Here is a 20,035-nt window from a genome sequence, read left to right as displayed (position 1 = left end):
AAAAATGCCTCGCTGGTCGCGTCGACGAGCGAGGCAAGGGGGGCGCATCGCAGACAGATGAGGGAGGGAACATCTGCTGCACCAAGACACGCCAGGAGAACCTGCGTTGCTTCACCGCCAGGGACTCTCTTCAAACTTCCCAAGCAATGACGCCAAGCATCAATCAAGGCCGAAACTCAAGCGCGAAGTCTTATTGTCGACTTGCAACTACTTCTTAAATTACTCAAGCGTTTGAGCTTTGGCTCTGTCGCTCGTTTCATGTTGTGAATATAGCTGAGTCGCGAGTCTGTCGCTATCGTTAGATTCCGCCAATAAAATACTGTGGGTTTGCGGCGTCTGAAATTGCGTGGATGCGGCCGACCACCCCCGTTCGACAGGGGGCGGGCATCCATCCCGGATGACCCGCAGAAAGGATCTAATCCTGGGCCTTTTTCAGCCTTTCCAGGCGATATTGCAGCAACCGAACCATCCGGCGGTCGAAATTTGCGGCCTCGGTGCGGTCGAAGCGCGCCTGATCCTTGTCATGGATCTCGACTTCCTTGGCGCTGACGTCGGCAACGCGGGCCTGCATCCGTGCGCAATCGGCCTCCGGCCTGAGCGTCAGCAAGGCCTTCTCCATCCGGCGCGCATGGAGGCGCGCGATCTCGGCATGGCGCTCCTCATGCCGCTTTATGTCGGCGGCCAAAGTATCCCATACCAGCGCCAGATCGGGGTTGGCCTGCCTGCGGTGTTTCCAGCGCGGCAAGATGATACGCGTGTTGAGCGTCACGCGCGCCGAGCCGACGGCGCACCGGCCGTTGCGGCTGACATAGGTTACCGTACCGCCGAACTTGATGCGCGTCGCGCCCGGGTGGCGCGAGCCGGTACTCGTCATCAAGGGACCGGTGGCGGAGAGCGCCTTGTCGAGTTCTGCCGCCGTGCGTCCGCCGATCGAAAAATAAGAGATACTCTTGCTGATCGCGGTCTCAGCCACGGCGCTGCCAAGCGGGAAGCCGACGAAAAATGCAACGAGTGCGGCTTTCATCGAAACGGGCGCTCGGGACATGGATGGGTACTCTTTGATTGAACTTCGACCAAGCTTGGGGCATAGCCGGAGCGAGTGCAACAGAAATCGGTCCTGTCTACGCGCCTTCCGTCGTGTCACCCATGCGGATCGCTATAGGGCTTGGTCTATGTCTTTTCTTGAATTCAGGCCGATTTAGGGAGAGATGCAGGAAGTCGATCGATCTCGATCCTGCAAAGTCACCTGCGTGCTGCTTTCGACTTGCGGCCTGCTTGAAGAAGTGTTGACGTCGTTGGAGCCACGGACCGCGGAAGATGACCGATAATCCATTTCAGAGCTTCTATTGGAAGCTGGCGCATGGGCGCATTCTCGAGCTCGGACGGCGAGGCGTCTTGATGGCGATCATCAATGTGACGCCGGATTCCTTTTCTGACGGCGGCCGTCACATGCAGGCCGAGGCCGCCGTTACCGCTGCGCTGAGAGCGGTGGAGGAGGGGGCGGCGATCCTCGATATCGGCGGCGAATCGACCCGTCCGGATGCGGAACCGGTCAGCGCCGAAGAGGAGCAGGCGCGTATCCTTCCGGTCATCGCCTCCCTGGGGCGCCAGTCCGATGCGATCATTTCCGTCGACACCTACCGCGCAGAGACGGCCCGGCTTGCTGTGGGGGCCGGCGCGCACATCGTCAATGACGTGCATGGCCTGCAGCGGGAACCGGCGATCGCCGGTGTGGCGGCGGAAACGGGTGCGGGGCTTTGCATCATGCATACGGGCCGCGACCGCCAGAAATTGGCGGATGTGATCGAGGATCAGTTTCACTTCCTGAACCGGTCCCTGGAGATTGCCGCCGGCGCAGGAATACGGCGCGAGCAGATCGTGCTTGATCCCGGCTTCGGCTTTGCCAAGGACGCGGAGGAAAATCTGCAACTGATGGCGCGTTTTGGCGACTTGCATCGCTTCGGGCTGCCGATCCTTGTGGGAACGTCCCGCAAGCGCTTCATCGGCGCGGTGACGGGGCGGGACCCGGAGGCCCGCGATGCCGGCACCGCCGCAACGACCGCGCTTCTGCGGGTCGCGGGCGCCGCGATTTTTCGGGTACACGATGTCGCAATCAACAGGGATGCGCTGTTGGTCGCCGATGCTATGCTGGAGCGGGATGAGCAAAAGTGCGCGCGGTTTTCCGCCCGCGTCCCGCTATAAGCCGCAAGAACAGCGGAAACGACCAGCCGACGGGACATGAAGCCATGACTGCAACCTACATGATCACCCTGAAGAACTGCGCCTTCTTCGCCCGCCATGGCGTGCTCGACGAGGAAGAGTTCCTGGGACAGCGCTTCTTCGTCGATGCGGAGCTCGAAGTGGAGCAGGGCACTGCGCTGATGGAGGATTGCATCGACGACACCGTACATTATGGCATCGCCTTTGCGGAGATCGAGCGGATCGTCACCGGGCGGAGGCGCTACCTGATCGAGGCGTTGGCGCTGGAGGTCGCAAAAACGCTCTGTGCGCGCTTCAATCAGGTCAGGCGGGCGAAGGTCTCCATCCGCAAGCCGAATGCGCCGGTTCCGGGCATTCTGGATTATGTCGAGGTCACGGTCGAGCATGTCGCCGAATAAGGTCTGGCGCCGTGCAGCACTCGGTCTTGGCGGCAATCTCGGCGATCCGCGCGGGGCCATGGCGGAGGCCCTGACGGCGCTCAACCGGCGACAGGACTGCCGCATAACCGCGGTGTCGCGGCTCTACCGCACGCCGCCCTGGGGCAAGACGGACCAGGACTGGTTTTTCAACGCCTGCGCGGAAGTCGAGACGACGCTCGATCCGGAAACATTGCTGGAGACCTGCCTCGAAATCGAGCGACGGATGAAGAGGGTCCGCAAGGAACGCTGGGGCCCGCGCACGATTGATATCGACGTCCTGACCTTCGAGGGCGCACGTTCCACAAGCGACACGCTGGAACTGCCACACCCGCGCATGACCGAACGCGGCTTCGTCCTGATGCCGCTTGCCGACTTTGCGGCGGATCTCGAGGTGCAGGGCCGGACCGTGAGAGAGTGGCTCGCCGATGCCGACGTCCAAGGAATCGAGGTCGCCGACGATAGCGCGACCTGGTGGCGCTCGCACGATTGAGGTTCATCCGAAAGGACGTGGAACATGCGTGTACTGGTGGTGACGGATATTCATGGCAAGCCCGGCGCGGCGGATTGCCTGTCGCGTCATTTGCCAGGTCGGGAGCAAAGCGTCATCCGCACCATCGGCTTGCCGGAACTGCTCGGCGCCGATTGCACGGGAGAGAGCCTGCATCGGCATCTCGTGGAAAGCGATGGCTTCGTGAAGGCCGCCAAGCGCCTCGTAGACCTCGCGAACGATGCGGATGTGGCGCTTGGCTACAGTGCCGGCGGAATGGTCCTGTGGCAAGCCGCGCTTCACGGGCTCTCGCTCGATCGGCTGATTTGCGTTTCCTCGACCCGGCTTCGTCACGTGAGCTCCGCCGCAACGCCCGTGCCGGTCCTGGCGGTCTTCGGAGAGAATGATCCGAACCGGCCCGCCGATGCATGGGCCGCCGGTTCCGGCGTGAAAGCATATATCATCCCGCGGGCCGAGCACGAGTTCTACGGCGCGGACAGTAGAGCGCGAGACCTTTGCCTTGCGAGGATAGTGGACTTCCTGCGCCAGCCAGGAGCGGATACTTCGGGTTATTCCGCAAATCGGTTAGCATGAAATAGCCGCAGGCGATCGCGACTGACGGGGGCATTCTCGCTTGTGTTCTGTGCTGATGCCGCGAACCCAGGTACGGATGGGACGACGACCGCCGCACCATCACTTGCAGTGCAAGGGCGGCGTGGCGGGACAAGGCGGCACCTGCTGCAGCGTGCTGAGCGCGCGCCCTTATTCGATCGAGCCGACGGCGATATTGTCCATCTGTCGGTTGAGGCTGACGCCGATCACCGGCACCATGGTTTCCTCGACCTTGACGGAGATCGTGATGTTCATCGTCTCTTCGTCCTGCAGGCGGGCGATCATCGCGCCGTTCAGCTTCTTGCGATTGATGCCGACGACGACCTTGTCCCTGGCGACATTGCCGGACACGATGTCCAGGCCTTTGCCGTCGGCGCCATCGAGGAATCTGCCGGTGTAGCTGCCGCCCTTCTGCGTGATCATCGCAGACATGGGCTGCTTGAAGACGCCGACACGGCAGAAGCCGTCGAGCTTGATTCCGGCCATTGGACCCGAGGTCGGTTCGCCGGTCAGGTCGCAAGTGAATTTCGTGCCCTTGTATTTGCCGGCGACGATCTCACCCGGACCCTTCCACTGGCCGGCGACCTTCTCGAAGAAGGCCTTGTCGCGAGTGCCGGAGAATGCCGGCGTTGCCGCGCCGACTGCGGTCGCTGCAAGCGCAATGGCGGCAACGCCGCGAACGATCAAAGAGGGGCGCGAGAACATAAACGATCCTTGATGGGTGAGCGTGCAAATCTATTTGGCAGATTGCGCGAAAATGGTTAATGGAGCGTTTCCCTGCACGGCGCCGAACGCGCACAACCCACCCGAGATTGCTGCCAAATCGCCTTGCATCAAAGGCCGGGTGCGCCTTCTGTTCGTGACGTGCCCGGCGTCAAATCGGCCAGGAAGTCGCCGATGCCCGGACGTTTCAGTGCGCGGAACGGCATGGGGCGGCAAAGGTCCATCGCAGCGATACCGATCCGGGCCGTCATCAGGCCGTTGATCACCCCTTCGCCGAGCCGGGCGGAAAGCTTTGAAGCGAGGCCGTGGCCGAGTACCTGTTGCACGAGACTGTCGCCGACGGCAATCGAGCCGGTGACGGCCAGATGGGCGATGACGTCGCGCATCAGTCTCAAGAGGCCGAGCGTGCCGGGATGGCCTCCGTAAAGCTCCGCCATCGCGCGGATCATCCGGGCCGATTCGTAAAGGACATAGCCGATGTCGACGAGCGCGCGTGGGCTGACGGCCGTGACGATCGAGACCCGCTTCGACGCCGAAAGGATGATCCGGCGGGCGTCGCGATCGAGCGGCGTGAGCAACTCGCGCTCGGCCAGTTCGACGAGATGCGGCGCGTCGATGATGTCTCCTTCGGTCTCAGTAAGCCGCGCCCGGCCCCTTGCCGTCCGGGGATTGGCGGCAAGCAGGTGGGCAAGCCTCGAAATCGCGGCTCGCGCCGCCTTGGCGTTGCCCGACGCCGCAGCCTGAGCGACATCCGTTTTCAATGTCTGGATCGCCGTCAGTTGCATCATACCGGCAAGCTCGCGGGCGACGACGATCAGGAAGGCGATGGCGCCGACCGCGACGACCGTGACTGCCGCATAGCCCAGCCAATCGGTGCGCGAGAAGAGATCGCGGACGAGCCGGTCGATCCAGAGCCCGAGGGCGAGCGAAACGAGTATCGCGGTCGCGCCGGCCGCCACCTTGCCGAAGGAGAATCGGCGCCGGGGCGGGCGTGCCTCGGGTGGGGTGAGCGCCTCGGCGACGGTGGTCTGGATGAAGGGATCCTCCGCATCGGGCGTCATGACCACCTTGTCGTCGAAGCTCGACGGGGAGCGCCGTCCAGGCTCAGGTGGGGTCTGGCGCACCTCCTGCTCGACCGGAAAGGCGGTCGGCTTGCGGTGGCGATGGTTGATTTCGTCACTCATGCGAGGCGATCTCCAAGCAGGAACTGCATGGCCCGGTCGAGCCGTATATGCGGTACGGAGAGCTTCAAGCCGCCGCGCGTCTCCTCGAGATGCGGCGGGCGGAAGCGAACGAAATTGAGCTCTGGAAGCGGGTGATCCGTCTCCTTGAGCAGAACATTAGGGTTTTCCGGCAAGTCTCCGGGAAATATCGCTGTTTTCTTCTCGCCGTCGAAGATCTCACCATTGATCCGCTCGCCGGCGATCGGCGTGCCGACGATCACCGGCAGGACATGGCCGTCATGGTTCACCGTCGCCTCGCGCGTGGCCCGGACGGAGGCGAGCGCCATCACGTCCAGACCGGCGCCGCTCATGCCGATGCGCTCGGTCGCGCGGGCGACCAGGCGGGCCGCGATACGCTCGAGGCGGTCATGGCTTTCATGATGAAGGTGATCGGCCTTCGTCGCCGCAATCAGCACCCGGTCGATGCGGCGCGTGAGAAAGGAGGACATCCAGGAATTGGTGCCCTGCCGGAAGCAGGCGAGCACGTCAGCGAGCGCTTGCTCCAAATCCCGCAACGCTTCCGGGCCGCGATTGATGGCCTGCAAGGCGTCGATAAGCACGATCTGCCGGTCGAGGCGGGCGAAGTGCTCGCGGAAGAAAGGAGTCACCACATGCGTCTTATAGGCTTCGTAGCGCCTTTCCATCATCGCCCAGGGCGATCCCTTCGGAGGACGGCCCTCGGGCAAGTCCGTGAGCGGCGAAAATGTGAGCGCGGGCGAACCTTCGAGATCGCCGGGCATCAGGAAACGTCCGGGCGGCAGCGTCGACAGCGACCGGTGGTCCTCCTTGCATGCCTTGAGATAGGCCGTAAAGCTCGTCGCAAGCCGGCGGGCGTCACCCTCGTCGGCGGTCGTCGCCGCACCGATCGAGGAGGCGAGCGCCAGCCAATCGCCCGACAGGGTCGCACGGCTGCCTGAGCGGGCTCGCTGGACGGTCGCCTCGCTGAACTGTCGGAAATCCTGCGAAAGCAGCGGCAGGTCGAGCAGCCACTCGCCCGGGTAGTCGACGATATCGATCGAAAGCCGTCCGGGAGAGAACATCCGGTTCCAGCCGCTGGCGCTTTCGTAGTCAAGCGTAATGCGCAATTGCGAAATCGCGCGGGTCGAATCCGGCCAAGTTCGGTCGCGCACGAGGGCGGAAACATGCTCTTCGTATTGAAAGCGCGGAACTGCGTCGTCAGGCTGCGGTTCGAGCCGTATCTTGGACACGCGACCGGACCGGACCGGCTCGAAAAGCGGCAGGCGTCCGCCGTTCAGAAGATTATGGACGAGCGAGGAGATGAATACGGTCTTGCCCGCCCTCGACAGGCCCGTAACCCCGAGCCGGACCGAGGGGTTGACGAGACCGGACGCTCTGTCGGCAAGCGTATCCAGCGCGATCAGTGCATCGTCTTTGAAGCTGGTGAGGATAGACGCCAAGTGTCTCCGTCCCTTGGGAAATGTTCATCAATACGGCGCCGTCGCCGGCATGGTCGGGATCGCACGCAATCCGCGTCGCCCCTCGTCGCGATATAGGAAATGTTTCAGGTGGCGCAACGAGCGACGGCTCATCGCCCTTCGGCTTCTTCCGGCTGCGGCACCAGCAGCATGGCGAGCGAAGCCGACCAGATGCCGCCGGGGGTCGGGCGTGCCCGGAAATCGATGACGGCAAGGCCCGCAGGCGGGTAGCCGTCGCCGAGCGCCGCGGCGGTCGATTCCGCGCCAAGGATCTGCTGGAACAGTTCTTCGATCATGGGATTATGCCCGACAAGCATCAGCGAGTCGCGGTGCGCATGCGCCTCCACCAGATTCCTGTAGGTGCTGGTCGGCCCGCTATAGAGCTGGTCGACATGGCGAACGTCGAGCTCTGGGCCGAGGGCGCGGCAGAGCGCTTCGGCAGTCTGGCGGCAACGCGCGGCGGTCGAGCAGAGGATCACATCCGGCCGTAGACCCCGATCGACAGCGGCCTGCGCGGTCAACTCGGCTTCGGCATATCCCTCGTCGTCGAGCGCGCGGTCAAAATCCCGTTGCCCCGGCATGGCCCAGCCTGAACGGGCGTGGCGAAGGAGAAAGAGGCGGAAGGCTGGTACGGGGCTGTCTTGCATAAGGGCATCCGCTGCTGTGTGCACCCGGCTCGGGCGTCGGCCCGCCGCGTGAGAATGCGCGCGGCGGACGGCTACCTTGTCCCGCCACGGTCGCAAAGATCAAGCCCGCAGCACCTGCTTCCTCATAGCAGGCGTTCTATTGAAATGATGCTTCTGTGCGTCGGATATCGCAATCCGGCGCGCAAATGGCTCTTCCGCCGAGTGCCAAGCGAGATTTCCGGATTGCGCAATTTTCGGTGGAAGAAGGCGCTGCGGTGCTCACGCCCTTGTGTGTAATTTTGATGAAATATTCGTCAGTTAGCGTGAAATGCAAGCACTGGTAAAATGCGCTTCATTGTAGGCTGCAAGGCTTGAATCGGGGCTTCCATAGGTCTATACACCGCCGCAATGAGATGTTCTTCAGGAGAATCGCGTTGAGTGAGAAGATCGATCTTAGTACCTATGTCCTCTCCGAGGACGAGGAATTCATGAATGCCAATCACCGGGCATATTTTCGCGCGAAGCTGAATGCCTGGAAAAACGATATCCTTAGAGAAGCCCGCGAGACGCTGGACCATTTGGCAGAGGAAAGCGCCAACCATCCGGATCTCGCAGACCGCGCCTCCTCCGAAACAGACCGGGCCATCGAGTTGCGCGCCCGCGACCGCCAGCGGAAGCTTATTGCCAAGATCGACGCGGCGTTGCAGCGTCTGGACGAGGGCACCTATGGCTATTGCGAGGAGACTGGTGAGCCGATCGGCCTGAAGCGGCTGGATGCGAGGCCGATCGCAACGCTTTCGATCGAGGCGCAGGAGCGCCACGAGCGACGCGAGAAAGTCTATCGCGACGAGTGAGATTGGATCCAGTGAACTAAAGAAATCGGCGCGGCCCGGCCGCGCCGTTTTTTGTACATGGTTTTTCCTGTAAGGCGGCGCGTCCTTCAGACGTGTGAGGCGTCACCGCGTCAGGGCTTGCGACCTGCGGAAATGTCGGCAAGCATCCGCGTCATTTCCTCATCGATGTTCGTTTCCCTATTGGCGTCGGCGGATGTCGTGCCAAGCACGGGTTCCTGGCGGACACTCGCAACAGGGCGGTTCGGCTGCCTCGTGGCGCCCATCGGGGCGAGGCGCTGCAGGTCGCTGCTGATCTCCGCGTCGAGCATGCGCTCGAAATCCACTGTCTTTTCGGTGTTCGAAGGCTGAACCGCAACGGGCTGAACAGCGACAGGCTGCGGCTGCGCCATTGGTCTCGGCTGCGCCACGGGTCTCGGTTCCGCCGGTACCGGCTGCTGCGCCGGTCGCGGCCCATCGGCTACTCTCGCCATCGGAAGAACGCGGTCACTCGGAAGGGTTGAACTCTCCTGCCGAGGCTCGATGGCCGAGACCGGCACAATGGCCGGAGCTGGGCTCTGAGCCCCGGCCAAAGCCTGTTGTACCTGTTGTGTCGCAGGAGCGGGCCGTGGAGCCGCGGCCGCGTCGAGAGCCGGTTCCGAGTGAACGGGGCGGCGCATCGTCTCATCCGCTCGCATCCGCCGCATAGATGCGGCGGCCGGCGTTTCGATCTCCGCCTTTTGCGGCTTTTCTTCCGCTCTTTCCGCGGCGATCGTGGGCTGGGCCTCGTCTGAGTGCGCAGTGCTCGACGCCGTTTCTTCCGGAACGATGCGGCTCTCGATGACGATATCCGTCGGACCGCCGATCATGATCAGATGCTCGACGTCGTCGCGACGGACGAGCACAAGCCGCCTGCGCGTGTCGACGGCGGCGGCGTCGAGCACGGCAAGGCGCGGCTGTCTGTTCCTGCCGCCGCGGACGAAGGGGGAGGACGGTCTGCGGCGAATGATCCAGAGCACGGCCACAAGGCACAGGAGACCGATGGCAACGGCTCCAGCGGCGATGACGAATCGGCTGGCGTTGTCTCCGGCGATCGCTTCCAACATGTACTGAACTCCTTTTATCGCCCGATTGGCAGCAATTGACGGCTTTTTTCGGGCCACGGCAAGCCGGCATCCGACATTCCCTGTGAATTGACCGCATCGCTTCAGCAGAGACGCTTTTTGCTGTTATCTCTGATTGTTAATGATGATTCCAGTTCGACGGACGGAGAGCAGGGGCGGCGAGTGCCGGTTCGCGGTGACCGCGTCGGAACCGACCACCGCATATCCTTTAACCGGACCCGTTTTAGGGATATGCAGGAAATCAAAGGATCACAGCGGCCCCTGTGCCTCCGCATCGGATGCGCGGCGTTGTGAGCGGGCGGGACGTTGCCGGAGGCAGCGAACGTACCCGCCAGCAGGGTGAGGACCCGATGACGAAAATGCGGCAGTCAGGTGACTACCAGATGCCGGTCGTTGACCGGGGCGTACGGCCGGGAACGGTGTTCCGGATCATCCTCCTGGCGATCGTTCTGACCGCATCGGCGGCCGCCTTCGTCGTCTTCAAGAACCAGCTCGAAAACGAGATCGTGCTCGGCATTCTCGGCGTCCTGGCGATGGTCGGGATATTCTTTCTCGTTTCTTCGGTAATCGGCTTCATCGAAGTGATGCCGCAGTCGCGGCCTGACGAATTGGCGCGCGCCTTTCTGGACGGCCACGAAGACGGGACAATCGTCACCGATCGCAAGGGGCGGATCATTTACGCGAATGCCGCCTATGGTGCGCTGACCGGTGCCAGGACTGCGGCGGGCATCCAGTCGCTCGAGACCATTCTTTCGCGAAACCGCGAAGCGACCGAGGCAATCTATCGTCTGACCAATGGTCTGCACGAAGGCAAGCAGGGGCACGAGGAATTCCGTCTGTTGAAGCCTTTGGCGAACGGTGCGGGTGGCTCCGGGGCGCGGTGGTTCCGTCTGAAGGCGCGCGTCCTACCGCTGGAAGACGCCGACAGCAACCCGCTCTATCTGTGGCAGATCGCCGACATCACCGCCGAACGTGACGACCAGGAACGCTTCTTCAAGGAACTGCAGAACGCGATCGATTATCTCGACCATGCGCCTGCGGGCTTTTTCTCCGCCGGTCGCAAGGGCGAAATTTTCTATATCAATGCCACCCTCGCCGACTGGCTGGGGATCGATCTCACCAAGTTCCAGCCGGGGTCGTTCAGCATTGCCGATCTCGTCGCGGGCGAGGGGCTGACGCTCGTTCAGTCCGTCCAGGCGGAGCCGGGACTGAAGAAGACGAAGGTTCTGGACCTCGACCTGCGCAAGATGAACGGCCAGAGTCTGCCGGCGAGATTGATCCATCGCGTCTCCTCGGCACGGGACGGCGCGCCGGGCGAGAGCCGGACGATCGTCATGTCGCGCGAAGGCGATGACGGCGACCAGTCGGCCTCGAACGCGGCGATGCGTTTCACGCGCTTCTTCAACAACACGCCCATGGCCATCGCATCGGTGGATGGAAACGGCCGCATCCTCAGGACCAACGCACCATTCCTGAAGCTCTTCGCCGGTCTCGTGTCGCAGGATGACGTCGAACGCGGATTGCTGATCGAGTCGGTCGTGCACGAGTCGGAGCGGACCCGCCTCGCCGAAGCCCTGGCGGCCGCGAAGAACCGGCAAAGCGACATCGCCCCGATCGACGCCTTGCATCCGACGGACGACGGACGTCATTTCCGCTTCTATGTGAATGCCGTGATCGACCAGAGCGACCAGGCGCCGGACGAGGCGGCCATTATCCATGCGCTGGAGATTACCGAGCAAAAGGCGCTCGAAAAACAGATGGCGCAGACGCAGAAGATGAATGCGGTCGGAACGCTTGCCGGCGGTATCGCACATGACTTCAACAATGTGTTGACGGCGATCCTGCTTTCCTCCGACCATCTGCTGCTCTCGGCGCGTCCCGCCGATGCGACCTTCGCCGATCTCATGGAAATCAAGCGCAACGCGAACCGCGCAGCGGTGCTGGTGCGTCAGTTGCTCGCCTTCTCGCGCAAGCAGACCATGCGACCGACGGTTCTCAATCTCACGGACGTCATCGGCGATCTCCGGATGCTCGTCGACCGGATGACCGGCACCAATGTCAAGGTGGAGGTGGATTACGGTCGCGACCTGTGGCCGGTGAAGACGGATCTCGGCCAGTTCGAGCAGGTGCTTCTCAACCTCGCTGTCAACGCGCGCGACGCCATGCCGGGAGGCGGAACCATAACGCTCAGGACCCGAAACTTGCCGGCTGGCGAGGTCGCGGCGCTCGGACGGCGGGAACTGCCGGAGGAAGACTACGTGATGGTCGAAGTCTCCGACGAGGGAACGGGGATACCGCCGGAGATCATGGACAAGATTTTCGAGCCGTTCTTCACGACCAAGGAGGTCGGCAAGGGCACCGGCCTCGGCCTTTCGATGGTTTACGGCATCGTCAAGCAGTCGGGCGGCTACATCTATCCGGAATCGGAAGTCGGCCGGGGCACGACATTCCGGATCCTGCTGCCGCGCCATGTCGAAGTGGTCGAGGCCCGCGACGAGCCGAGCCCGGTTGACGCCTCTGCCGGATCCGCCGCTAGACCCATCCTAGGCGAAGCTGCCACAGCGCCCCCGGCCGCCGCAGAGCCGACGGATCTTACCGGGGACTCGGCCGTCGTATTGCTGGTCGAGGACGAGGAAGCCGTTCGCCGCGGCGGAAAGCGGATGCTCGAAACGCGGGGCTACACGGTTTACGAGGCGGGTTCGGGCGTCGAGGCGCTCGATATCATGGACGAGCTCGATGGTGCCGTCGACATTGTCGTATCGGACGTGGTGATGCCGGAAATGGACGGGCCGACGCTTCTGCGCGAGTTGCGCAAGAAATATCCGGACCTGAAATTCATCTTCGTCTCCGGCTACGCGGAAGACGCCTTCGCGCGCAACCTTCCCGCCGACGCTAAGTTCGGTTTCCTGCCGAAACCGTTCTCGCTCAAGCAATTGGCGATCGCTGTACGGGAAATGCTGGACTCGTGAGCGTAATGGCTCTGCGGCGTCGCCCGCAGCCAAGGCGAAGAGATGCAGCGCACTTCAAAGTGCCTCAGTGATTTTTACGCGTCTGATAAGACGCGCGGCGCTCGCCTTTGCAGTCCCGACTTTCGGCGTCGGCGACAATCCTCCGGCCAAGATCGCCGAAGGCGGCAGAAACCGCGGCTCATCGTGTTTTGTGAACAATGGGGACGCGCGGCGCGGCAGGTCGCAATGTCGCGCGGGAACGCCGGGCATAGGCAAATCGCAGCTCCGCATACAGCCTATCTTGCCGTGCAGGGGAAGGACATCGTCCTACTGCATGTCTCCTTTGATCGTCCTCGATTAAAGGACAAAGACATGCAGCAATTCAAAGTGCTACAGCGACCTTTGCGCGTCTGATAAGACGCGCGGCGCTGTAGAAGGACGTTGGACGGGCACGCCGAATGAACGTGGTTCAATTCGGTCAGCGTCGGAGGCACGGTCTGAACAGGTCAACAGCGAACAGAGATGCACTCCGCCTCGAACAGATCGGTGCCGCATGCAATTTGCGTGATCTTCGAATGAGCGTATCGAGCCTCGCCAACGCATTTGGCGCGACGAGGCATCTGTCTACGCGCCTTCCTGGCGCAAGGCGAGCACCACGACGCAAGTTGCTGGGCGAGCGCGCCTCTATGCCCCCGAAACATCCGATCACCGGTTTCACCGCCCTTGTCAGGCAAGCGCTACAGCACGGAGGGCGTGTTTAGCGGCTGTCAAAGGCGCTGGAGGAAGTCGGCACGCGCGCTATAGCCGTGTCTGCCGCAGGAGTGGGTTAAACGCGGCAGCCCCGCTCCGTGATAAACGCCGCAATGCAAGAGGGAACGTTGATGAAAAAACTACTTGGGTCCACATGTCTTATGCTGGGTCTGCTCGGCGGGGTGTCCGCGTCGAACGCCGCAGACTGCGGCAGCGTCACCATCGCCAGCATGAACTGGCAGAGCGCCGAGGTCCTCTCGAATATCGACAAGATCATTCTGAACGAGGGCTACGGTTGCAGTGCCGACATCACCATCGGCGACACCGTACCGACGATTACCTCGATGGTTGAAAAGGGCCAGCCGGACATAGCACCGGAAGCCTGGGTCGACCTCCTGCCGGACGTTGTCAAGCGCGGCATGGATGAAGGCAAGCTGGTCACCGGAGCGACGGCACTGCCGGATGGCGGCGTGCAGGGCTGGTGGATGCCGAAATATATCGCCGACGCTCACCCGGACATCAAAACCGTGGGCGACGTACTGAAGCATCCGGAACTCTTCCCCGATCCGGAAGACTCTAGCAAGGGCGCCATCTACAACGGACCGCAGGGCTGGGGCGGCACCGTCGTGACTTCGCAGCTTTACAAGGCCTACGAAGCGGAGAAGGCGGGCTTCACGTTGGTCGACACGGGCTCCGCCGCCGGTCTCGACGGTTCGATCGCCAAGGCATACGAGCGCCAGCAGGGTTGGGTCGGATACTACTGGTCGCCGACCGCGCTGCTCGGCAAGTACGAAATGGTCAAGCTCGAAGCGGGCGTGCCGAACGATCCGGACGAATGGAAGCGCTGCAATACGGTGGCCGATTGCCCCGATCCGAAGGCGAATGCCTGGCCGATCGATCGCGTCGTCACGCTCGTGGCCAAGCCCTTCTCCGAGAAGGTCGGTCCCGAGGTCATGAACTATCTGAACACGCGTTCCTGGAGCAACGAGACGGTCAACAAGCTGATGGCCTGGATGACCGACAATCAGGCGACCGGCGAAGAAGGCGCGAAGCACTTCCTCGAGGAGAACGAGGAAATCTGGTCGAAGTGGGTCTCCCCGGAAGCTGCCGAGAAGATCAAGGCGGCGCTTTGAGCCTCTAAGCAGGTACCGCGCGGCGCACGAAGAGTGCGCCGCGTTCATCCCGTCCAATCAAAACAAGAACAGGCTCAGCCGGCTTCTTCAAAAAAGGGGAACCGAATGGATTGGTTATACGAATTTCCGCACATGAACGACAACGCGCTGCGCAATCTGAAGAAGATTATCGATGAGGGATTCCGAACGTTTACGCGTAGCTATGGCGAAGCGATCGAGGGCTTTTTCTCGCCTTTGCAGCACTTTCTGATTGCCGCCGAGCGTTTCATGACGCAGACGCCGTGGCCAGTTATCACGCTGATCATCCTCGCGATCGCATGGGCTGCCAGCCGGAGCGTGAAAGTGGTGCTGGGCTGTCTCGTGACGCTCCTGGCCATCGGCTATTTCGACATGTGGGACGACACGATGCGGACAGTCTCGATGATCTTCGTCTGCACGATTCTTTCGATTGCGGTCGGGATTCCGATCGGCATCGTGATGTCGCGATCCGATCGTCTGCAAAGGCTGGTCAATCCGGTCCTCGACGTCATGCAGACGATGCCGAGCTTCGTCTATCTCATTCCCGTCGTGATGCTGCTCGGTATCGGCAAGGTGCCCGGGCTGATCGCCGTCGTCATCTACGCGATCCCGCCGATGATCCGACTGACGGATCTTGGGATTCGGCTGGTCGACAAGGATGTGCTCGAGGCGGCGGACGCCTTCGGCTCGTCGGGCTGGCAGAAGCTGAAGAACGTACAGCTTCCGCTGGCGCTGCCGACGATCATGGCCGGGATCAACCAGACCATCATGATGGCGCTCGCAATGGTTGTCATCGCCTCGATGATCGGCGTCCAGGGCCTGGGCCAGCCGGTTCTCAAGGCCATTGCCAACCAGTATTTCACGCTCGGCATGTTCAACGGCCTCGCCATCGTCGGCATCGCCATCATCTTCGACCGGGTCAGCCAGGCCTATGGCAAGCGGCTGCAGAAGCACCTGGAGATCGTCCATGGCTGATCATCACTTCGGCGGCATCAAGATACGCCATCTCTACAAGATCTTCGGACCGAACGCGCAGGCGCATGTCGACGCGGTCAAGAACGGCCTGACGAAGGCCGAGCTCAACGAGCGGCATGGGCATGTGCTCGGCTTGCGGGACATCAATATCGAGATGCCCTCCGGCTGCATACAGGTGATCATGGGGCTTTCGGGCTCGGGCAAGTCGACGCTGATCCGCCACATAAACCGGCTGATCGACCCGACCGCTGGCGAGGTGCTGGTCGATGGCATCGATGTCGTCAAGATGAACGAGCAGGAGTTGCGGACCTTCCGCAGACACCAGACAGCCATGGTGTTCCAGAAGTTTGCGCTTCTTCCGCATCGCAACGTGCTCGACAACACCCTCTACGGGCTCGAGGTGCAGGGGATGGAGCGGGCGAAGGCCGTCGACACCGCCATGCGCTGGATCGAGCGGGTCGGGCTCAAGGGCTTCGAGAGCAAGTATCCGAACCAGCTTTCGGGCGGCATGCAGCAGCGCGTCGGGCTTGCGCGCGCGCTTTCCAACGACGCGCCGGTGCTGCTGATGGACGAAGCCTATTCGGCGCTCGATCCGCTGATCCGCATGGACATGCAGACGGTGCTCCTGGACCTGCAGAAGGAGATCAGGAAGACGGTCGTCTTCATCACCCACGATCTCGACGAGGCGCTGAGGCTCGGCGACCAGATCGCCATCCTGCGCGATGGCGAAGTCATCCAGCAGGGCACCAGCCAGGACATCGTGCTGCGGCCAGCCGACGATTACGTCGCGAACTTTGTCAAGGAAGTGAACCGCGGCCGCGTCGTGCATGTCGAGGCGGTCATGGTGCCGATGCGTCCCGGTGCTTCGCCGGTCGGAACGCCGATCGAGGTGGGCACGACTATCGAGGACGCCATGCGCATGATCGCCCATGGCCCGGATGGCGATGTTGCCGTGGTGGACGCCGAAGGCAAGCCGGTCGGCATCGTCGACCTGCGCCTACTCGCTGGAGCATTGGTGAGCGCCCACGGCGACCCGCAACAGACTGACGCCTCGCTGGCAAAGGTCATGTGAGGCGGCGATCCGGCGCCCGATCAATCCGGATTGCCATCCTGGTTAGAGCGGGCGCCAATAATGCTCCTGTGCGTCGGCCCGTGCCGACGGGATTCTGACAGGACTACAGGCGCAGTCATGGCTCCGATCATCCATGTCGCCTGTTGAAATCGCGCTTGCCCCTGTTACGCACGAGGATTTCGGACATGGTTCTCCGGTCATCCTCCGACATGGCGGCAATCCACTGGTCAGTGAAGTACCGCAATTCGTGGGTGGAGAAGGGGGCCGGGTTCCTCGCGTGGGGAACGAGGGTGTCGATTAGCGTCTGCCCCAGCAGGAAGCGGTCCCAGTCCTCCCTGATATGCGGCTCCGCCTCATTCGGTTCCACTGCGACCACCCGCGGAGCGATCTTGATCGTGGTTCCGGCGAGAACCGGCCTGCCCTGCAGGACCGCCACGTTCCTGGAAGTCTCCAGCTTGCCAAATAGCCATTCCATCAGGCTCATTGCTTGCCCTCCGACGTCACGGCCACCTTCTCGTCATCGGCCACGGCGCCCGCGTGGATAAGCGGAGAAGGTTTTCAATCAGTCGATCCTTCGCTGGTTGGGGTTGCGCCGAACAAGTGCGGCATCGCAGGTCAGACAGAATCTCATTCGTTTTTCGCCGACGCTGTGCCGTTGATATAGACTTCATTAATCCCTTTGATCCATTCGGCCTGTCGGCCGATACATTGTCCCGTCAGGATCGGCCGATTGGCCTAGTCCATCGGACGGCTCTTTGGCGCCTGCATGGGGCGGGCACGGATGCGCCGCCTCGCGACACAGCGAAGGCAATGTTGCGCAGAAAAAGGGCTCCGAAGCCGTTCATGGAAACCGATGGGGTACCCTTATGGACGGACTTGACGCCCCCGGCGGATGGCCGCCGATCTATGCCTCTCTTTCATGATGGGGTGGACACCCCCCTCGACGGCATCGATGTGCCAGAATGGTGGTTGTTGCAGCCACCGGAGAGAAGGAGTGTCCACGATGGAAGTTAGCACGATCGGCCTGGATTTGGCGAAGAATGTGTTTCAGGCCCATGGGGCGGACGCGTCTGGTTGCGTCGTTTTCCGCAAGCAATTGCGCCGGAAGAACGTGCTCGAATTCTTCGCCAAGCAGCCCGTGTGCATGGTTGCCATGGAGGCATGTGCCGGTGCGCATTATTGGGCGAGGGAGATTGGTAGATTTGGTCACACTGTTAGATTGATCCCGCCGGCCTACGTCAAGCCGTTCGTGAAGCGACAGAAGAACGACGCGGCCGACGCCGAGGCAATTTGCGAGGCTGCCCAGCGTCCGACGATGCGTTTCGTCGCTGTAAAGAGTGAGGATGCTCAGGCAAGCGCCGTTGTGTTTCGGGCTCGGGACTTGCTGGTGCGACAGCGAACGCAAGTTATCAACTCGCTCCGCGGTCACCTCGCCGAATACGGCTTCGTCACCGCTCAGGGTCCATCGCATGTCGCCGGGCTCATAGAATACGTGACGGATGATAAGAACACTCTGCCGGACGCAGCTCGTCTGGCGCTCGCCATGTTGGTCGATACTCTGCGATCGCTGGAGGACCGGATCAGGCAGCTCGACCACGAGATCGCACGTCGCGCCCGAGAAGACGCGGACGCTCGGCGGCTTGCGACGATCCCAGGTGTAGGACCGATAACAGCGACGGCATTGACAGCATTGGCTCCAGCGGCATCGACCTTCAAAAGAGGACGTGATTTTGCCGCCTGGCTCGGCCTGACGCCACTTCAGCGATCTACTGGCGGAAAACAGAAACTTGGCGCGACATCGAAAATGGGCGAGCGAACATTGCGGCGCCTCCTTATTCTTGGAGCCAGCTCCGTGGTCCGGCAAGCCGCTCATCGTGGTCTGCCAGAGGGATCGTGGCTCGGGCGCATGCTCGTCCGTAAGCCACGTATGCTTGTGATCGTCGCCCTCGCCAACAAGCTGGCGCGCATCGTTTGGGCGCTGCTAGCGAAAGGCGGGGTCTATGGAGCTCCAGTAGCGGCCGGATAAACCGGCCGCAAACAGGAGGCGTCGAAGGTGTAGGAGGGTCGAAAGGAAGGTATGGCGCACAGTCGATAAGAGACGGGATCGGAAAACCAGGCCTGAACGGAGTGCCCAGAGCACGCTTTTATGATTTGGACCCGATCCGCGAACTCCCATACGGGCCCGCGGCATCCAGATGGTCGCAACAGAGGCCGGACAGATGTCAGCACCCGACTACGCGCAAGTACCGTGCCTGGAAAATCCTCTTGCACTTACGGGGGTGTCCACAGATGTTCAGGGGCCATTCGGTCGTCAGACGGTGTTTCGACCGTGGCAGACGCGCGGAATTGCTGCGGGGTGCCGTCGAAGCGGCGCCGGAACAGCCGGCTGAGATGTGAGGAATCGCAAAAGCCGCTCTCCGCGGCAATAGAGGCGATGGACTTGTCCGTGTTCTCGATCATGTGGCGGGCATGCAAGAGCCGCATCTCGATAAAGGCAGACAGGGGCGAGATTTCGAGCGCATCGCGGAAGTGCCGTTCAAGCTTGCGCTTGCCAATATCGAGGTGCCTGGCGATCTCCGCGACGGAGAGCGGCGTATCCAGGTTTTGCTGCATCAGCAGAAGCGCTTTCCTGACGACCAGGTCCTTGGTTCTGAAATCAAGCGTGAGTCCCGGCTGCGGGGCTCCACCTTCCTCCGCGCCGCTGATCATCATGATGTTCAGGCTTTTCGTCGCCTGCGCCTTGCCGATGTGTCTGTCGACGAGGAATGCTGCGAGGTGCGCCGTGCTGGTGCCGCCGGAACAGGTAAGGCGATCCCGGTCGACCACGAAAATCTGATCCGACACCGGCTTCATCCGCTCGAACTGCGCCAGGAAGTCCTGGTGGTGGAACCAGCTTACGCAACAGCGATAACCGTCCATCAGTCCGGCGCGGTGGAGGATGAACGTGCCGGTACAAAGGCCGACCAGCGGGACGCCGGCCGCGGCGGCCTCGCGCAGGAATCCATCTATCCTGTCGTCGCTGCGATCGATCTCGTCGAGAAGGCCGCCGACCACGACGATGTAATCGAACCGCTTCGGGTTGCCTAACGTTTCTTGGGGTTGGATCGATACCCCGCAACTCGCACTTACCGGCCTCATGTCGGCAGCAATGACGCTCCATCGGCATTGGATCGGCCGGCTGCGGTCACCTTCATCGGCGGCAAGGCGCAACACGTCCACGAAGTTGGCGAATGCGCAAAGCGTGAACCGGCGCAGCAGCACGAAACCCACGGACAGGCGCAGAGACTGATCGCGGCGCTGGCCAACGGGGGAGACCTTTTTTGGAGGCATCGGTATGTCTCGTTTTTACCGTCCATATGTCGCAATCATTCTTTTCAGATTTTCAGGACAGGTCAATATCTGTCGATCATTTGGGAGAAGCGGACGGTCGTGGCAGCTA

Annotated in this window: 18 protein-coding genes; 10 read left to right on the top strand and 8 right to left on the bottom strand. The window is 62.0% G+C overall.

The annotated features are described in order from the left end of the window. Positions 1-415 precede the first annotated feature (415 nt). Positions 416-1,045 (bottom strand): DUF922 domain-containing Zn-dependent protease, encoded by a 630-nt coding sequence (locus EKH55_RS08025; RefSeq protein WP_069458482.1) that lies wholly within the window; start codon positions 1,043-1,045, stop codon positions 416-418. Between the two features lie 272 nt (positions 1,046-1,317). Between EKH55_RS08025 and folP the strand changes: the two genes are divergently transcribed. From folP to EKH55_RS08005, 4 genes are read left to right on the top strand one after another with little or no spacing between them, the layout of a single operon-like run. After that, positions 1,318-2,202, top strand: coding sequence for a dihydropteroate synthase (gene folP, locus EKH55_RS08020; RefSeq protein ID WP_069458483.1), 885 nt, complete (start codon positions 1,318-1,320; stop codon positions 2,200-2,202). A 44-nt stretch (positions 2,203-2,246) separates the two neighbouring features. Continuing rightward, a complete protein-coding gene (folB, locus tag EKH55_RS08015; protein ID WP_069458484.1) occupies positions 2,247-2,618 on the top strand; it encodes a dihydroneopterin aldolase in 372 nt (123 codons plus the stop codon). Continuing rightward, positions 2,605-3,129 carry a 2-amino-4-hydroxy-6-hydroxymethyldihydropteridine diphosphokinase gene (folK, locus tag EKH55_RS08010; protein WP_069458485.1) on the top strand — a complete coding sequence of 175 codons (525 nt, stop codon included), beginning with the start codon at positions 2,605-2,607 and terminating at the stop codon, positions 3,127-3,129. Before folB ends, folK begins: the two co-directional genes overlap by 14 nt. A gap of 24 nt (positions 3,130-3,153) precedes the next feature. Then, complete coding sequence (locus EKH55_RS08005; protein WP_069458486.1) at positions 3,154-3,720, top strand: dienelactone hydrolase family protein; 567 nt, start codon at positions 3,154-3,156, stop codon at positions 3,718-3,720. Between the two features lie 168 nt (positions 3,721-3,888). Here EKH55_RS08005 and EKH55_RS08000 read toward each other — a convergent pair whose 3' ends face one another. From EKH55_RS08000 to EKH55_RS07985, 4 genes are all read right to left on the bottom strand, one after another. Then, complete coding sequence (locus EKH55_RS08000) at positions 3,889-4,443, bottom strand: hypothetical protein (protein ID WP_151611300.1); 555 nt, start codon at positions 4,441-4,443, stop codon at positions 3,889-3,891. A 128-nt stretch (positions 4,444-4,571) separates the two neighbouring features. Further along, on the bottom strand, positions 4,572-5,645 hold the full coding sequence (locus EKH55_RS07995) for a YcjF family protein (protein ID WP_151611299.1): 1,074 nt from the start codon (positions 5,643-5,645) through the stop codon (positions 4,572-4,574). Beyond that, the gene (locus EKH55_RS07990) at positions 5,642-7,102 is read right to left on the bottom strand and encodes a YcjX family GTP-binding protein (protein ID WP_151611298.1); all 1,461 of its coding nucleotides are present in this window, start codon (positions 7,100-7,102) and stop codon (positions 5,642-5,644) included. Before EKH55_RS07990 ends, EKH55_RS07995 begins: the two co-directional genes overlap by 4 nt. A 128-nt stretch (positions 7,103-7,230) precedes the next feature. Then, complete coding sequence (locus EKH55_RS07985; RefSeq protein ID WP_151611297.1) at positions 7,231-7,767, bottom strand: SixA phosphatase family protein; 537 nt, start codon at positions 7,765-7,767, stop codon at positions 7,231-7,233. A 413-nt stretch (positions 7,768-8,180) separates the two neighbouring features. Here EKH55_RS07985 and dksA point away from each other — a divergent pair, with 413 nt between their 5' ends. Beyond that, entirely contained in the window at positions 8,181-8,600 is a 420-nt protein-coding gene (dksA, locus tag EKH55_RS07980; protein ID WP_026613972.1) for an RNA polymerase-binding protein DksA, read from the top strand. Positions 8,601-8,710: 110 nt separating this feature from the next. Here the strand turns inward: dksA and EKH55_RS07975 are convergent, their stop codons facing one another. Then, entirely contained in the window at positions 8,711-9,682 is a 972-nt protein-coding gene (locus EKH55_RS07975) for a flagellar biosynthetic protein FliO (RefSeq protein WP_151611296.1), read from the bottom strand. 368 nt (positions 9,683-10,050) lie between these two features. Between EKH55_RS07975 and cckA the strand changes: the two genes are divergently transcribed. The 4 genes from cckA to EKH55_RS07950 all read left to right on the top strand — a co-directional run bounded on the left by cckA (position 10,051) and on the right by EKH55_RS07950 (position 16,596). Beyond that, positions 10,051-12,669 carry a cell cycle histidine kinase CckA gene (gene cckA, locus EKH55_RS07970; RefSeq protein WP_151611295.1) on the top strand — a complete coding sequence of 873 codons (2,619 nt, stop codon included), beginning with the start codon at positions 10,051-10,053 and terminating at the stop codon, positions 12,667-12,669. A gap of 860 nt (positions 12,670-13,529) precedes the next feature. Next, positions 13,530-14,531, top strand: a complete 1,002-nt coding sequence (locus EKH55_RS07960; RefSeq protein ID WP_069458492.1) for an ABC transporter substrate-binding protein — start codon at positions 13,530-13,532, stop codon at positions 14,529-14,531. A gap of 105 nt (positions 14,532-14,636) precedes the next feature. Continuing rightward, entirely contained in the window at positions 14,637-15,524 is an 888-nt protein-coding gene (locus EKH55_RS07955) for an ABC transporter permease (RefSeq protein ID WP_069458493.1), read from the top strand. Continuing rightward, positions 15,517-16,596: a quaternary amine ABC transporter ATP-binding protein gene (locus EKH55_RS07950; protein WP_151611294.1), complete on the top strand. Its 1,080-nt coding sequence runs from the start codon at positions 15,517-15,519 to the stop codon at positions 16,594-16,596. Before EKH55_RS07955 ends, EKH55_RS07950 begins: the two co-directional genes overlap by 8 nt. 127 nt (positions 16,597-16,723) lie before the next feature. On the opposite strand, the gene EKH55_RS07945 is transcribed toward EKH55_RS07950, so the two are convergent. Continuing rightward, the gene (locus EKH55_RS07945) at positions 16,724-17,080 is read right to left on the bottom strand and encodes a hypothetical protein (RefSeq protein WP_069458495.1); all 357 of its coding nucleotides are present in this window, start codon (positions 17,078-17,080) and stop codon (positions 16,724-16,726) included. A 519-nt stretch (positions 17,081-17,599) separates the two neighbouring features. Between EKH55_RS07945 and EKH55_RS07940 the strand changes: the two genes are divergently transcribed. Beyond that, entirely contained in the window at positions 17,600-18,622 is a 1,023-nt protein-coding gene (locus tag EKH55_RS07940) for an IS110 family RNA-guided transposase (protein ID WP_069458496.1), read from the top strand. A gap of 245 nt (positions 18,623-18,867) precedes the next feature. Here the strand turns inward: EKH55_RS07940 and EKH55_RS07935 are convergent, their stop codons facing one another. After that, on the bottom strand, positions 18,868-19,926 hold the full coding sequence (locus EKH55_RS07935) for a GlxA family transcriptional regulator (protein ID WP_069458497.1): 1,059 nt from the start codon (positions 19,924-19,926) through the stop codon (positions 18,868-18,870). Positions 19,927-20,035: the final 109 nt, after the last annotated feature.

Origin of the sequence: Sinorhizobium alkalisoli (genome assembly GCF_008932245.1) — a bacterium.
GTDB lineage: Bacteria > Pseudomonadota > Alphaproteobacteria > Rhizobiales > Rhizobiaceae > Sinorhizobium > Sinorhizobium alkalisoli.
Note: the sequence above shows the minus strand (reverse complement) of the source record. Positions and strands in the feature narration are given on the sequence as shown.